The sequence below is a fragment of the Shinella sp. GW821-FHT10F02 genome, assembly GCF_058809275.1.
The window spans coordinates 26,468-40,933 of record NZ_JBXASL010000018.1 but is presented as its reverse complement, the minus strand read 5'-3'; the positions used below and the strand labels follow the sequence as shown (position 1 = coordinate 40,933).

Here is a 14,466-nt window from a genome sequence, read left to right as displayed (position 1 = left end):
CCGCCGACTGGCTCACACCCGCAAGCCGCGCAACATCGTTCGACGTGACCTTGTCGTTTGCCATCAGTCCGCTGTCCCGCTCACATGTGATTTCCTGCAGCCGGTGCGCGCCGGGGTTCGATACGCAGGCCGGTTTGCTGGTCGAAGAGATGTATTCGTGTCGGATCAGGCCGCAGACCGACCTTGTCGCCGATCTTGCCGCCCCATGCCCGCGAAGCGCGGGCTATTACGCGGCTCGCACCGGCCATGACCGTGACAAGATTGGCTTCGCCGGTAAGCTCGACGGCATAAACGCTGCCGACGATGCCCGCGCCCTGCGGGTCGACCACCTCGACGTCTTCCGGCCGTATTCCCAGAATGCTGCTGCCATCGGCTTCAAAATCGGGATGGGTGACGGAGACGTCCGTCGCCTTGAACGTGCCCTCGGAAACAGCGCCGGGGATGAGGTTCATCGGCGGAGAGCCGATGAAACCGGCCACGAAAAGGTTCGCCGGCGTGTCGTAGATTTCCGCGGGCGTGCCCAATTGCTGGATCCGGCCCTCATTCATGACAGCCACACGGTCGGCGAGCGTCATCGCCTCGATCTGGTCGTGGGTCACGTAGATCGTGGTCACACCCAGCTCATGCTGGAGATGCTTGATCTCGGCCCGCATCGTCACGCGCAGCTTGGCATCGAGGTTGGAAAGCGGCTCGTCCATCAGAAACACCTGCGGCGTGCGCACGATGGCGCGCGCCAGGGCAACGCGCTGGCGCTGGCCGCCCGAAAGCTCCCGGGGCTTGCGTGCCAGCAACGGCCCGAGTTCGACCTTGTCGGCGGCCGCGCGGACCCTTTTTGCGCGATCGGCCTTGCCGATGCCCCGAACCTTCAGCGGATAGCCGATGTTCTGCTCGACGCTCATATGCGGATAGAGGCCGTAGTTCTGGAAGACCATCGCGACGTCGCGCTCCTTCGGCTGCACCTCGTTGACGAGGCGGTCCCCGATCCGGATCTCGCCGCTCGATGGATATTCCAGCCCTGCGACCATGCGCATCGTGGTCGTCTTGCCGCAACCTGACGGCCCGAGCAAGACGAGGAATTCGCCATCGCCGATGGAGAGATCCAGCTGCTCGAGCGCCGTGAAATGACCAAAGCGCTTGGCCACGTTTTTCAGTGTTACAGATGCCAACGATTATTCCTCCCCGTCAGCCGTTGCCGGCTCGGCATAAATCTGTCTCAGGATCGAAAGCTCGTCATAGAGCGTCCATTCCTCGACCACGTTCTCTCCCTCGAACCGGAAATGGGACATTCCCAGCACGTAAACCGGCTTGCCGCTCGGCGCGCCGAACAGGCCGTCGCCCCTGTGGTGCCCGACGATCGACCAGCGGACAGCGGCAAGCACACCGTCCGTCTCGATCACATCGCAGTAATGGTCGAACGAGAATTCGGCGTCGGGAATGGCGGCGAGCAGTTGCACGTAATGGTATATCAGCCCGTCCTTGCCGGCGATCTCGCGCCCACCCGCAAGATGCCCGATGACATCAGGGTCGTAGAAATCATGCAGCACGTTCAGCAGACGCCGGTTCCAGGCGTCGTGCAAAGTGTGCCGCAGGCGGTCTTCCAGGCCCAGTTTCGGACGGTCCAGTGGGGCCGGCTGGCGCGCGCTGCGCACGGCCGGCAGGTTCTCCAGCTTGTCGGTAAACCATGGCTTCTTGCCCTGGTGGGCATCGTTCTTGGCAAGACGTTTGGCCAGATCGTGAATATCGACGCCGAGTTGCTTTGCAACCGCGCCATTGTCACGGATCAGCCACTCCAGGAAGATCTGGTTGTCGCGGGAAACACAGTCCGCGATCGTGAAGAAGCGCGAGGACCTTCCGGTCGTCGGCCCATAGGACGAGGGGCCGAGATTGGTCATGCGCGAAAAGCCGAGATGGCTGGTGTAATATCCGTCTTTCGGATCGCCGCTCCAGGCAACGTTGATGAAGTCCATCTCGCGATCGGGGAAGGATTGCAGCATGGCGAGCGTGCCGGTGACGACATCCTCCACGGAATGGGTCACATCGAAGCCGGTATGAACCACGCAGTTTTCGGCGTAATAATCATAGATCTGCCCAATGGCTCGGTCGGCCCAGATCCAGTGGGTGATCTTGAAAATGTAGTCGATGATGTCGCCAAAGTCGTCGTCGAAGCCTTCCATGGGAAACGAGCCGCGCTCGACCGGCTTCAGCAGCTTCTCTATAGGGACGTGCCGAACCTGGCTTATTCTTGGTGATACGGGCGTGGGCATATTGCGTCCTATCTGACCGAGCCTGACATCAGGCCCCTGGTGAAATACTTCTGAACGAAGCGGGAGAGGACCAGCATCGGCAGGATGATGACGAGGCCCATCGCCGCCATGATTTCCCAAACGTCACCCCGTTCGGTTCGCGCACTCATCAGGCCGACCTGCATGGTGGTCGCGTCCTGCTGCGTCAGCACGAGCGCATAAAAAAACTCGTTCCACGAGACGACGAAACAGAAGATCGCCGCGGTTGCGATGCCCGGAAGGGCAACGGGAACGACGACATCCCAGATCGCCCTGAGGCGCGAGGCGCCGTCGATCTGGGCGGCTTCCTCCATGTCCATCGGAATGCTGTCGATGAAGCCCTTGATCATCCAGATCGCATAGGGCACGACGAACGACATGTTGGCGATCACCAGCGCCGTCTTGGTATCCAGCAGGTTCACCTGCCGGAAGACGATGAAGAGCGGGATGATGACGACTACCGGCGGGATGAACTGTGTTGCCAGCACGCCGATCGGCCAAATGCTGCCACCCGGAAACCGGAAGCGCGAGAAGGCATAGGCCGCGGCCGTCGCGATCGGCAACGAGAAGACGAGAGTGCAAAACGTCACGACGATGCTATTCCAGGTTCTTTCGCCGACGAGGAACGGGGTGTCGAAGGAATCGCGGATGTTTTGCAGGGTCGGGGTGAAGAATATCTTCAGCGAATAGACATCCGGTGCGCTCTTGAACGCCGTCGCGAGAATCCAGGCGATAGGCCCGAAGAAAATCAGCACGACGATGGCAAGGGTGACGTAGCGCGCAGCCTTGGCAAGCCTGTTTCTTGACCGAACGTTCATGTCACGCGCGCTCCATAACGAACCGGGTGTAGAGAAGTGCCAGCACACCCATAACCGCGGCCAGCAGGTAGGCGATCGCAGCGGAATAACCGAGATCGTAAAACCGGAACGCCGTGAGGTAGACGAGATGCGCGAGCGTTTCGGTCGCCGTGCCCGGCCCACCCGCCGTCAGCGTGACCACCTGGTCCAGCACCTTGAGCGAGAAGATCGCCTTGAGCAGGATCGCGATCGTCAGCACCGGTCGCAACTGCGGCAGTATGATTTCCCAGAAGACGCGAAACCGCGAGGCGCCATCGACCTGCGCCGCTTCGATGGTTTCCTGCGGCAGGGCGGCAAGTGCGCCGACGAACAGCAGCATGAAGTAGGGCGACCAGTGCCAGACATCCGATGCGATGAGCGCCGCCATCGCCAGCGTCGGATCTGCAAGGATGGGCACGCCTTTCAATGCGGGGATGATCGCCCCGAGGCCCCCGGAAATGGCGCCGAACTCCGGATTGAGCAGAAAGCGCCAGGATATGCCGAGCAGCGCCGGCGACATCGAGAACGGCAGGACCAGCAGGGTGCGGACATTGATGGTGAGACCGTCGTTACCCGACAAAAGCAGCGCCAGCGCCATTGCCAGCACCAGGGTGATCACCACGGAAAACACGGTGAAGATACCGGTCACCCGGACACTTTCCCAGAAATCCGGATCGTCGGTCAGAATGAGCTGATAGTTCTCCAGCCCGACATAAGGTCCCAGTGTCGCTTCCTGGGCGATGTTCCAGCTGTGCAGCGAAAACCAGAACCCGGCAACGAGCGGGTAGAGCAGCGTCATCGCCATGATGATCAGGGCGGGCGCCACAAGCCAATATTTCAGATGTTTGTCCAGCAAGTGAACAGCTCCTCTTTACGGTTCGTCGGACCGGCGCCGCCGATTGCAAGGCAATCGACGCCTCCAGCCGGCCCGTCCGCCGGATTGTCGGCCTGCGGCAGCCAGTCGCTGGCGACCGCAGGAAAAAGTGTATCGGGTCTCAGCCCTTGCGGTGACCGGCGCGGCGCAGGATGCGGTCGATGTCGCGCGCAGCTTCATCGAGCCCATCCTTGACGGGTTTCGCCCCCGTCGCCAGATCCGAGATCGTGTTTTCCAGCGTCGTGCCGATCTGCGGCCATTCCTTCAGCTGCGGCATGATGCGGGAGCCTTCCAGGCTCTTTGCCGCGACCCGGTGCAGGCCGAAATTGGCGTCGTTGACCTTCTGGTCCAGGAAGCTGGCCGTATGCGTGACGACGATATCCGATGTATCGGGATTGGACTTGTCGATAGCGCAGGCCTGTTCCAGCTCCGGCCGGGAGACCCACTTCATGAACTCCCAGGCCGCATCCTTCTGCTTCGACAGGGCGCTGACGGCAAAGGGTAGCGAAAGCGCATAGGAAACCGGGCTGCCGTCGGCAAATTTCGGCATCGGTGCGAAGCCGATCTGGTCGGCTTTCAGCGTGGACTTGTCGCTGGTGAGCACCGAATAGACCCACCACCAGACCATGACCATCGCGGAGTTGCCCTGGGCGACGGAATTGACCGCGTCGTCCTCTGCAAACTGCACGGAGCCGGGCGCCGCCACCTTATGCTTCAGCAGAAGATCGAGATACATCTGCGTCGCCTCGATCGCGACCGGCTCGGTGAACCGCGTCTCGCTGAAGTCCGGCGTGAAGAGATCCCCGCCCTTGCCCCAGAGATAATTCAGCCAGAGGAAGAGGTTCTGCTGGCCGTTGCCCTTGCCGTAATACATGGCGAGGCCGGAAATGCCCGATTTTTCCTGAACCGCCTGGGCGGCCGTCACGAGCTCTTCCCATGTCGTCGGCGGCTCGACGCCGGCCGCGGCGAGCAGGTCCTTGCGATAGAAAAGCATTTGCGGATGGCCGCGGATCGGCAGGCCGAAGACCTTGCCGTCGATCTCGCTGCCAAGCTTGTAGGCCTGCGGATAGCTGTTCATGTCGACGCTGTCGCGCGCGAGCCAGGCATCGATGGGCTCCAGATAGAGCGAAAGCGAAGGTCCCCAGCTATCCTGATAACAGACGACGTCATAGGTGGAGCTGCCCGCCACGGCTTCGGCGGCGATCTTGTCGCGCACCTGGGCGTAGGGAACGTAGTTATAGACGGGCTTGATGCCGGTCAGGTCCTCGAATTCGGCAAAGCGCTTTTCATGGGCGCGAAACTGGGATGCATGGGGCAGGAGAATGTTGACCACGGCGCCGGAAAACGGCTTGCCGGGAAGGATTTGCGCGGACGCTCCGCGCGGCATTCCAAATGTCATTGCGGCAGCGGCGCCAGCGCCACCCTGAAGCACTTGCCTTCTCGTGATCATGTCTAGACTCCCTCTGAAGATTGGAACGCTCCTCGCATTCGTATGCAAGATACTATTTTTGCATACGAATGCAATAGCCTCTTCGAGGAAAAAATCAAGGGTTGGATATGGCCCGAACCGACTGCCGTTCGATCAGTTGAGCTCCGAGCATCACATGCTCCGGTTGGGCCTCTGTATCCTCGATCTGCTCGAAAAGCAGACGCAGACTGGCCTCGACCATCCGGTGGATCGGCTGGCGCACGGTTGTCAGCCCATAGGTCGGTTGTGCCGCCAAGGAAATGTCATCGAAGCCCACGACGCTGACGTCCTCGGGAATGCGCAGACCCAGTTCGTTGCGGATCACGTCCATCGCCCGGATCGCCATATAGTCGTTGATCACGAACAGGGCATCAGGCCGTTCCGCCGGAGACCTGTCCTTGAAAAAACCTCGCGTGGCCTGCGCGGTGTCTTCCAGATTGAAGTTGCCATTTGCCCGCTCGAAAAGCTGCGCGCCGCGCGCATTGAGCTCCGCCTGGAAGCCGAATTCCCGGTCGCGGCTTGTCGAGGCGCCCTCCCAACCCGCAAGCACCGCCACCCGCTCGCAGCCGGCGTCGAGAAGCGCTTTCGCCGCCAGTCGCCCGCCGCCGATATTGTCGGTCGTCACTGCCGACAAACTCGGGTCGTCCTGGCTTCTGTTGAACATCACGACGGGTATTCCCCGCTCGGTGCACTCGATGCACAGCTTGGAGGAGAGCTCGACGGAAGCGGTCAAAAGCCCGTCCACCTGATATTGCAGGATGTCCGAAACAGTAGAATCGATGTCCTGCAGCGTATCCGACATCATGAAGACGAGGGCGTGATAGCCCCGCGCCTGAAGGCCGTGGCACAGCAATTCCAGGGCGCGCGCATAGAACGGATTGTCGAGATAGCTGAACAGCACGCCGACAATCCTGGAGCGTTGGGTTATCAGCGATCTCGCAATCGCATTCGGCCGGTAGCCAAGCTCTTTTGCGGCCCGCAGAACCTTTTCCCGGATTTCCGCAGACACGCCGGATTGCGTCGGCCAGGGCGAAAACGTGCGGCTGACGGCCGACTGCGACACGCCCGCCTTGCGGGCCACATCGGTGGACGTCACACGCCTTTTCTTCATATCGATCAATCCTTCACGGCATTTCCTGCCCCAAGACATAGGACCCGCGGTCCCCTTTAGGCAAGCGCATCCGATCGTCGCACGTCCGGCTGCCTCCGGTGGAAGGCATCACGTCTGGCCGTGAGGCGTGAAAAAAGAATCCGCAGCCCACCATTGCCAACATTCGCATCCGTGCTAGCATACGTATGCGAATGGAGGCTCACATGACTGCAACAACCCAAGATCGCCCACCTGCCGAAGCAACCGCGGGCACCAAACCGAAATCAAATCCCCAAGCGGACCGCGCGACAGAAATCCCGCGCGTCCAGTTCGAAGCTCTCGCCAAGGAGCACATGCCGAAAGACTTCTCGATCTCGCTCGATGCCTATCGCCGGGGCGGGACGGACAACTTCATCGGGAAGACCCCGCAGGGGCTTGCTTCGCACCCCATGCGCGGCTTCGACCCTGCCTATGTCAACATCGTCGACTACATCGTGCGGATCACGCACCGTATCTGGGAAGAGAAGGACATCGGCTATATCTACGACACCTATAGCCATGACTGCACCGTCTGGGACGATATCGGGCTCCAGTACGGCCGCGACAAGATCGTGGCCGACACGGTGCATACCAACAACGCCTTCCCCGATATCCGCCTCGTGGCCGACGAGGTGGTCTGGGCAGGCAACGAGGACATCGGTTTCCATACGTCACACCGCACGAAGATCCTCGGCACGAATACCGGTTACAGCCGCTTCGGCGCACCGACGGGCAAGCGCGTGCAACTCTGGTGCATGGCCAATTGCGTGGCGCGGGCGAACGAGATCTTCCACGAGCATGTCATCTACGACACCGCAGGCCTGCTGCAGCAGCTCGGTATCGACGTCGTCGAAACCGCGAAACGTTTTGCCGCCGCAAAAGCGGGCGCCGCATTGCCTTCCAATTTTCTGGCGGGCGAGCCGAAGCGGCTTCCCGGCCAGGGCAAGCCGGCCGAGATGGCGCTTCCCTCCGTCGAGGACGACCTGGAAGGGTTCGTGAGGGCTGCCTTCCACACGATCTGGAACCGTCGCAATTTCGGCGCCATCGACAATGTTTACGGGCCGAATGTCGTCATGCAGGGATCGACCGGGCGCGTCTATCGGGGCGCCGGCCAGATACGGTCCTTCATGCTGTCGATCGTGGCGATGTTCCCCGACCTCGCCATGAATGTCGATGACGTCTACTGGATGGGAAATGCCAGGGAGGGCTACGTCGTCTCGATCCGCTGGAGCGCAGTCGGCACCCATCGCGGCTTCGGCCCCTATGGCGAGCCGACCGGCAAGCAGGTGAACCTCTGGGGCATCAGCCAGTGGGCGATCGACAAGGGCAGGATCCAGAAGGAATGGACCGTCTTCAACGAGTTCGGTGTTCTGACCCAGCTCTTCTCCTGAAACCAATGAGCCGGCTCGTTTTTGGGCGAGCCGGCTCATACTGGATATCATCATGACATCGCTTACTGTCCTCGACACTGTCCTTGAAAGCGCGATTCAGGCTGGCCGGATCGTCGGCGCGGTGGTTCTCGTCAGCCGCGCCGGACAGGTCGTCTATAAACGCGCCGCTGGCTTCGCCGACCGTGAGGCCGGTATCTTGATGCGGGACGACGCCGTCTTCCGCCTCGCTTCCATCTCAAAGTCCATCGTCACGGCAGCTACCCTGCGCCTCGTCGAAAACGGCAGGATCGGCCTCCATGACAGCGTAAGCCGCTGGCTGCCGGAGTTCCGCCCGCCCTGCCCTGACGGCAGCCGGCCGGACATCTCCATCCATCAGCTTCTGACCCATACGAGCGGCCTTTCGCATCCCTATCTTGAGCCAACCGATAGCCCGTGGAACACGAGCGGCGTTTCGGACGGGCTTGACGGGCTGGAACTGACGCTCGAGGAGAACATAAGCCGGCTGGCGAAACTGCCTCTTGCCTTCAAGCCCGGCACATCCTGGCGATATTCGCTTGGCATCGACGTTCTTGGCGCCGTGCTCTGCCGGGTCACCGGCGAGCGCCTGCCCGATATCATCGCCGAACTGGTGACGCGGCCCTTGGGAATGCTTAAGACCCGTTTTACAGCCCCACCGGGAGAGACGCTCGTCACGCCCTATGCGAGCAGCGATGACCAACCGGTCCGCATGCATGACAATACCGCTCTTACCCTGACGAAAAGCCAGATTGCCGTGTTGGGCGGCCCCACCGTGCGCATTCCCGACAAGCCGGGAAAAATAGACGGGGTCGTTCGTTTCTCGCCCTCGCGGGCCTTTTCAACCAAGGCCTTCCCCTCCGGCGGCGCAGGCATGATCGGCACCGCCCATGACATCCTCCGGTTCATCGAGGCGATCCGCGGCGGTGGAAAACCGATACTGCGGGACGAAACAGTTCGCATGATGATGCAAGACCACGTCGGACCGGATGTGGGCACCCAGGGGTCGGGCTGGGGCTTCGGTTACGGCTGGGCGGTGCTTTCGAGCCGACCCGCAGACACACCGCAACGACCGGGGACCATCCAGTGGGGCGGGGCCTATGGCCACAGTTTCTTCCTGGATCCGGCGGAACAGTTGAGCGTCGTTGCGCTGACCAATACCGCTTTCGAAGGCACCAGCGGCAGTTTTCCTGCCGCCGTACGCGACGCCGTCTATCAAGGCTAAGGCAAAGCCGAATGCGCCGCCTTCACGGTGCGACGCAAGGGTCGTCAGGCAAGTTGCGGCAGCAGCCTGCCGATCGATTCCTTCGCATCGCCGTAGAACATCCGTGTGTTCTCCTTGTAGAACAGCGGATTCTCGATGCCGGAATAGCCGGTGCCCTGCCCGCGCTTGGAGACGAACACCTGCTTGGCCTTCCAGACTTCCAGCACCGGCATGCCGGAGATGGGAGAATTGGGGTCGTCCTGTGCGGCCGGATTGACGATGTCGTTCGAGCCGATGACGATCACGACGTCCGTATTGGGGAAATCCTCGTTGATCTCGTCCATCTCAAGCACGATGTCGTAGGGCACCTTCGCTTCGGCAAGCAGCACGTTCATGTGACCCGGCAAGCGCCCGGCGACCGGGTGGATGGCAAAACGCACGGTCTTGCCGGCCGCGCGCAGCTTGCGGGTGAGCTCGGAGACCGATTGCTGGGCCTGCGCGACAGCCATGCCATAACCCGGCACAATGACGACGCTATCGGCCTCCTTGAGCGCGGCGACCACGCCTTCCGCATCGATCGCCACCTGCTCGCCAGTGATCTCCATCTGCGGCCCGGCCGTTGTGCCAAAGCCGCCAAGGATCACCGAGACGAAGGAGCGGTTCATCGCCTTGCACATAATGTAGGAGAGAATAGCGCCGGAGGAGCCGACCAGCGCGCCAGTGACGATGAGAAGGTCGTTGCCGAGCGTGAAGCCGATAGCCGCCGCGGCCCAGCCCGAGTAGCTGTTCAACATCGACACCACCACCGGCATGTCGGCGCCGCCGATGCCCATGATCAGGTGGTAGCCGATGAAGAAGGCGGCGAGCGTCATCAGGACGAGCGTCCATGCGCCCGCGCCGTTGACATACAGGACCAGAAGCAGGAGCGAGAGGAGCGCCGCGCCGGCATTCAGGACATGCCCGCCCGGCAGCTTCTTCGCCTTGCCATCCACCTTGCCGGCAAGCTTGCCGAAGGCGACGACCGAGCCGGTGAAGGTGACCGCGCCGATGAATACACCGAGGAAAACCTCGACCTTCATGATCGATAACTCCGCCGCATCCTTGTGGGCCAGGATCTTCGCAAAACCGGTGAGCGCGGTGCGGGCAGCCTCATCGAGACCCGCGACATGGCCCGCCTCGATATGGGCATTGAAGCCGATGAACACGGCAGCCAGACCGACGAAGGAGTGGAGCGCGGCGACGAGCTGCGGCATTTCGGTCATCTGCACGCGCGAGGCGACATAGGATCCGAGCACCGCACCGCCACCGATCATCAGCAGAATGATGAGCCAGTTGCCGACATCGGACCCGAAGACCGTAGCGATGACCGCAAGGCCCATGCCGACAATGCCGTACCAGACGGCGCGCTTGGCGCTTTGCTGGCCGGAAAGGCCGCCGAGAGAGAGGATGAAGAGGATGGCTGCCGCGATGTAGGCGGCCGAAACGATACCGATTGTCATAGGGATTCCCCTGCCCGATCAGGATTTCTGGAACATGGCGAGCATGCGCCGAGTGACGAGGAAGCCCCCGACGATGTTGACAGTGGCGATCAGCACCGAGAGCGCCGCCAGCACCACCACCAGCCAGTTGCCCGACCCGATCTGCAGCAGCGCGCCGAGGATGACGATGCCAGAGACCGCATTGGTGACGGCCATCAGCGGCGTGTGCAGCGAATGCGAGACGTTCCAGATGACCTGGAAGCCGACGAAGCAGGCGAGCACGAAGACGATGAAGTGGCTCATGAACGCGGCGGGCGCGAAGGCCCCGACGATCAGCAGCAGCGCCGTGCCGACGGCCAGCAGCGTCAGCTGGCTCTTCGTCTCGGCCCGGAAGGCAGCGGCTTCCGCTGCACGCTTTTCTTCCGGCGTCGGCGCCTTCACCTTTTCCTTCGGTTTCTGGATGGCGATAGCCGCGATCTTCGGCGGCGGCGGCGGGTAGGTGATCGCCCCTTCGAAGGCGACGGTCGCACCACGGATGACGTCGTCTTCCATGTTGTGGACGATGACGCCGTCCTTGCCCGGCGTCAGGTCCGCGAGCATGTGGCGGATGTTGGTGGCGTAAAGCGCCGACGACTGGGCGGCCATGCGGCTCGGGAAATCCGTATAGCCGATGATGGTGACGCCGTTCGGCGAGACGATCCTCTGATCGGCGACCGTCAGGTCGCAATTGCCCCCACGTTCGGCGGCAAGGTCCACCACGACGGAGCCCGGCTTCATCGCCGCGACCATATCGGCCAGCCATAGCTTCGGCGCATCGCGGCCGGGGATCAGAGCCGTAGTGATGACGACGTCGATCTGCGGCGCAAGCTCGCGGAACTTGGCAAGCTGCTTGTCGCGGAACTCCGGCGAGGATGGCGCTGCATAGCCGCCGGTCGCAGCACCATCCTGCTGGCCGCCCGCCTGACCTTCGGCGAAGTCGAGATAGACGAATTCGGCGCCCATGCTCTCGATCTGCTCGGCGACCTCAGGCCGCACATCGAAGGCGTAAACTTGCGCACCGAGCGAGGTTGCGACGCCGATCGCCGCAAGGCCGGCGACACCCGCGCCGATCACCAGCACCTTAGCCGGCGGCACCTTGCCGGCGGCCGTGACCTGGCCGGTGAAGAAGCGGCCGAAATTGTTGCTCGCCTCGATGACAGAACGATAGCCGGCGATATTGGCCATCGAGGACAGCGCGTCCATCTTTTGCGCACGCGAAATGCGTGGCACCATGTCCATGGCGATGACAGTCGCCCCAGTCGCCCTCGCCTGTTCCAGCAGTTCCTTGTTCTGCGCAGGATAGAAAAACGAGATCAGCGTCTTGTCCGCAGACAACAGCGCGATCTCGGATGCATCCGGGGGGCGAACCCTGGCGATCACGTCGGAGGCGGCATAGAGAGCGTCCCGCGTATCGACAACCGTTACGCCGGCTGCCAGATATGCCTCGTCCGAATGCCCCGCCAGTTGCCCCGCACCGGCCTCGACGAAACATTCGTATCCCAATTTCTGAAGTTGACGGGCGCTCTCCGGCGTCATCGCGACGCGCGCCTCACCAACAAACATCTCCTGCGGCGCTGCAATTCTCATCGACATGTTCCTGTCAGTTCGCTTAATCGGCGGTCCAGCCACCGTCCACCATGAGGGCGGATCCGGTAATCATCGCGGCGGCGTCGGAGGCGAGAAACGTCACCGGACCCATGATGTCCTCAAGCTCTCCCACGCGGCCGAGCTTGATCTTCTCCTCGATCCATCGCACGCGCTCGGGATTGGCGAAGGTCTGCTCGGCGAGCGGCGTGCGGATGAATGTCGGGCAGATCGTATTGACGCGAATCCCGTGCCTGCCCCATTCGATCGCCATCGACTTCGTGAACCCTTCGACGGCGTGTTTTGTCGCGCTGTAGACGGCACGATCGATACCGCCGACATGGGCCATCTGCGAGGAGATGTTGATAAGTGAGCCGGGACGCTTTGCCGCCACAAGCTTCTGGGCGACGGCACGCGTCACGAAATATGCGCCGCGCACATTGATCCCCATCACGGCATCGAAATCGTCAAGCGTGGTCTCGAGCGCCGGCCCATGCCGGGCAAGGCCCGCACTGTTGACCAGGACGTCGAAAGGCGGGCAGGCCTCGATGGCCCGCCCGGTTGCTTCGATGTCCTGCACGTCGAGCGCGAGTGATGTAGCCGTAAGCCCCATTAGCCGCAGGGCTTCCACAGTCTGTCCGAGCCTGTCGATCGAACGGGCCGCGAGCGTGACCTGCGCCCCCGCCTCAGCGAGAGCAACCGCGGCGGCCTGGCCAATACCGGACGACGCGCCCACGACAAGTGCGGACTTGCCGTCAAGCCGGAACGAGGGTGTGCGTGGCAGGGCGGCCGGGGTCATTCGGCCGCCTGTCCGTAACCGACATTGCGACCGCCATAGCGTCGGACGCGTATATTGCACTGTTCGGCGTGGCCGACGAACCCTTCGAGGATGCAGAGCCGCGAGCCATAGGCGCCGATCATTGCAGCGGCCTCGTCGGTCAGCACCTTCTGGTAGCTGTGGGTCTTGAGATATTTGCCGACCCACAGGCCGCCGGTGTAGCGGCCGGCCTTCTTCGTCGGCAGGGTATGGTTGGTGCCGATGACCTTGTCGCCATTGGCAACATTGGTGCGGGCGCCGAGGAACAGGGCGCCATAGCTATGCATGTTCTCCAGATACCAATCGTCCCGGTCCGTCATGACCTGGACGTGCTCGCTGGCGATTTCATTGGCGACGTCCAGCATCTCTTCATGGCTGTCGCAGACGATGACTTCGCCATAATCTTCCCAGCTACGGCGCGCTGTGTCGGCCGTGGGGAGGATCGCCAGAAGGCGCTCGATCTCTTGCAGCGTGGCGTCTGCGAGTTTTCGGCTGTTTGTCAGCAGGACGGCGGGCGAATTATAACCGTGCTCGGCCTGGCCGAGGAGGTCCGTCGCGCAGATCTCGGCATCGACAGTGTCGTCCGCGATGACCATGGTCTCTGTCGGGCCAGCGAAGAGGTCGATGCCGACGCGGCCGTAGAGCTGGCGCTTGGCCTCGGCGACGAAGGCATTGCCAGGGCCAACGAGCATGTCGACTGGCTTGATCGTCTCGGTGCCAATGGCCATCGCGCCGATCGCCTGGATGCCGCCCATGACATAGATCTCATGGGCGCCGCCGAGTTTCATGGCGGCGATGACCGCCGGGTTCGGCTCACCCTTGAAGGGCGGCGTTGCCGCGATGATCCGGGGCACGCCGGCGACGGAGGCCGTTGCCACCGACATGTGGGCAGAGGCGACCATCGGGAACTTGCCGCCCGGAATGTAGCAGCCGACGGACTGGACCGGAATGTTGCGGTGACCGAGGATGACGCCGGGCAGCGTTTCGACCTCGATATCCAGCATGGAATCGCGCTGCGCCTGGGCAAAATTGCGAACCTGCGCCTGCGCGAACTTGATGTCCTCCAGGTCACGCGGCGACACTCTGTTCATCAGCGCCTCGATTTCCCCCTCGCTGAGGCGGAACGATTGCGGCGTGTATTTGTCGAACCTCTCCGACAGATCGCGCACCGCGGCATCGCCGCGGCTTTCGATATCCTTGAGGATGCCTTCGACGGTCGTGCGAACCTTGGCGTCGTCTTCGGAGCGCGCCTCAGCAGGCTTGCCGCGCTTGAGATAAGTGATGGCCATGTATCTTCTCCCTTTCGAAGCCGAGGATATGGCGCTACAAAGCTATTGCAAGTTTTCATC

General features: G+C 62.1%; 12 protein-coding genes. 2 read left to right on the top strand and 10 right to left on the bottom strand.

The features are described 5' to 3' along the window. Positions 1 to 80: 80 nt before the first annotated feature. From AC1RWL_RS31955 to AC1RWL_RS31930, 6 genes are all read right to left on the bottom strand, one after another. The gene (locus AC1RWL_RS31955; RefSeq protein WP_493097457.1) at positions 81 to 1,166 is read right to left on the bottom strand and encodes an ABC transporter ATP-binding protein; all 1,086 of its coding nucleotides are present in this window, start codon (positions 1,164 to 1,166) and stop codon (positions 81 to 83) included. 3 nt (positions 1,167 to 1,169) lie between these two features. Beyond that, positions 1,170 to 2,264, bottom strand: coding sequence for a nuclear transport factor 2 family protein (locus tag AC1RWL_RS31950; protein ID WP_493097458.1), 1,095 nt, complete (start codon positions 2,262 to 2,264; stop codon positions 1,170 to 1,172). 8 nt (positions 2,265 to 2,272) lie between these two features. Beyond that, on the bottom strand, positions 2,273 to 3,100 hold the full coding sequence (locus AC1RWL_RS31945; RefSeq protein WP_493097459.1) for a carbohydrate ABC transporter permease: 828 nt from the start codon (positions 3,098 to 3,100) through the stop codon (positions 2,273 to 2,275). Position 3,101: 1 nt separating this feature from the next. Beyond that, positions 3,102 to 3,974, bottom strand: a complete 873-nt coding sequence (locus AC1RWL_RS31940) for a carbohydrate ABC transporter permease (protein WP_493097460.1) — start codon at positions 3,972 to 3,974, stop codon at positions 3,102 to 3,104. Between the two features lie 139 nt (positions 3,975 to 4,113). Next, positions 4,114 to 5,379 (bottom strand): ABC transporter substrate-binding protein, encoded by a 1,266-nt coding sequence (locus tag AC1RWL_RS31935; protein WP_493097461.1) that lies wholly within the window; start codon positions 5,377 to 5,379, stop codon positions 4,114 to 4,116. Positions 5,380 to 5,536: 157 nt separating this feature from the next. Next, positions 5,537 to 6,571, bottom strand: coding sequence for a LacI family DNA-binding transcriptional regulator (locus AC1RWL_RS31930; RefSeq protein WP_493097492.1), 1,035 nt, complete (start codon positions 6,569 to 6,571; stop codon positions 5,537 to 5,539). A gap of 332 nt (positions 6,572 to 6,903) precedes the next feature. On the opposite strand from AC1RWL_RS31930, the gene AC1RWL_RS31925 reads away from it, so the two are divergent. Together AC1RWL_RS31925 and AC1RWL_RS31920 are read left to right on the top strand one after the other, a co-directional pair. Beyond that, positions 6,904 to 7,980, top strand: a complete 1,077-nt coding sequence (locus tag AC1RWL_RS31925; protein WP_493097462.1) for an ester cyclase — start codon at positions 6,904 to 6,906, stop codon at positions 7,978 to 7,980. Between the two features lie 52 nt (positions 7,981 to 8,032). After that, on the top strand, positions 8,033 to 9,220 hold the full coding sequence (locus AC1RWL_RS31920) for a serine hydrolase domain-containing protein (RefSeq protein WP_493097463.1): 1,188 nt from the start codon (positions 8,033 to 8,035) through the stop codon (positions 9,218 to 9,220). Positions 9,221 to 9,264: 44 nt separating this feature from the next. Here AC1RWL_RS31920 and AC1RWL_RS31915 read toward each other — a convergent pair whose 3' ends face one another. From AC1RWL_RS31915 to hisD, 4 genes are read right to left on the bottom strand one after another with little or no spacing between them, the layout of a single operon-like run. Beyond that, positions 9,265 to 10,698, bottom strand: a complete 1,434-nt coding sequence (locus AC1RWL_RS31915) for an NAD(P)(+) transhydrogenase (Re/Si-specific) subunit beta (RefSeq protein WP_493097464.1) — start codon at positions 10,696 to 10,698, stop codon at positions 9,265 to 9,267. Between the two features lie 18 nt (positions 10,699 to 10,716). Then, the gene (locus AC1RWL_RS31910) at positions 10,717 to 12,303 is read right to left on the bottom strand and encodes a Re/Si-specific NAD(P)(+) transhydrogenase subunit alpha (RefSeq protein WP_493097465.1); all 1,587 of its coding nucleotides are present in this window, start codon (positions 12,301 to 12,303) and stop codon (positions 10,717 to 10,719) included. Positions 12,304 to 12,325: 22 nt separating this feature from the next. Next, positions 12,326 to 13,099, bottom strand: a complete 774-nt coding sequence (locus AC1RWL_RS31905) for an SDR family NAD(P)-dependent oxidoreductase (RefSeq protein ID WP_493097466.1) — start codon at positions 13,097 to 13,099, stop codon at positions 12,326 to 12,328. Further along, positions 13,096 to 14,406: a histidinol dehydrogenase gene (hisD, locus tag AC1RWL_RS31900; RefSeq protein WP_493097467.1), complete on the bottom strand. Its 1,311-nt coding sequence runs from the start codon at positions 14,404 to 14,406 to the stop codon at positions 13,096 to 13,098. Before hisD ends, AC1RWL_RS31905 begins: the two co-directional genes overlap by 4 nt. Positions 14,407 to 14,466 lie beyond the last annotated feature (60 nt).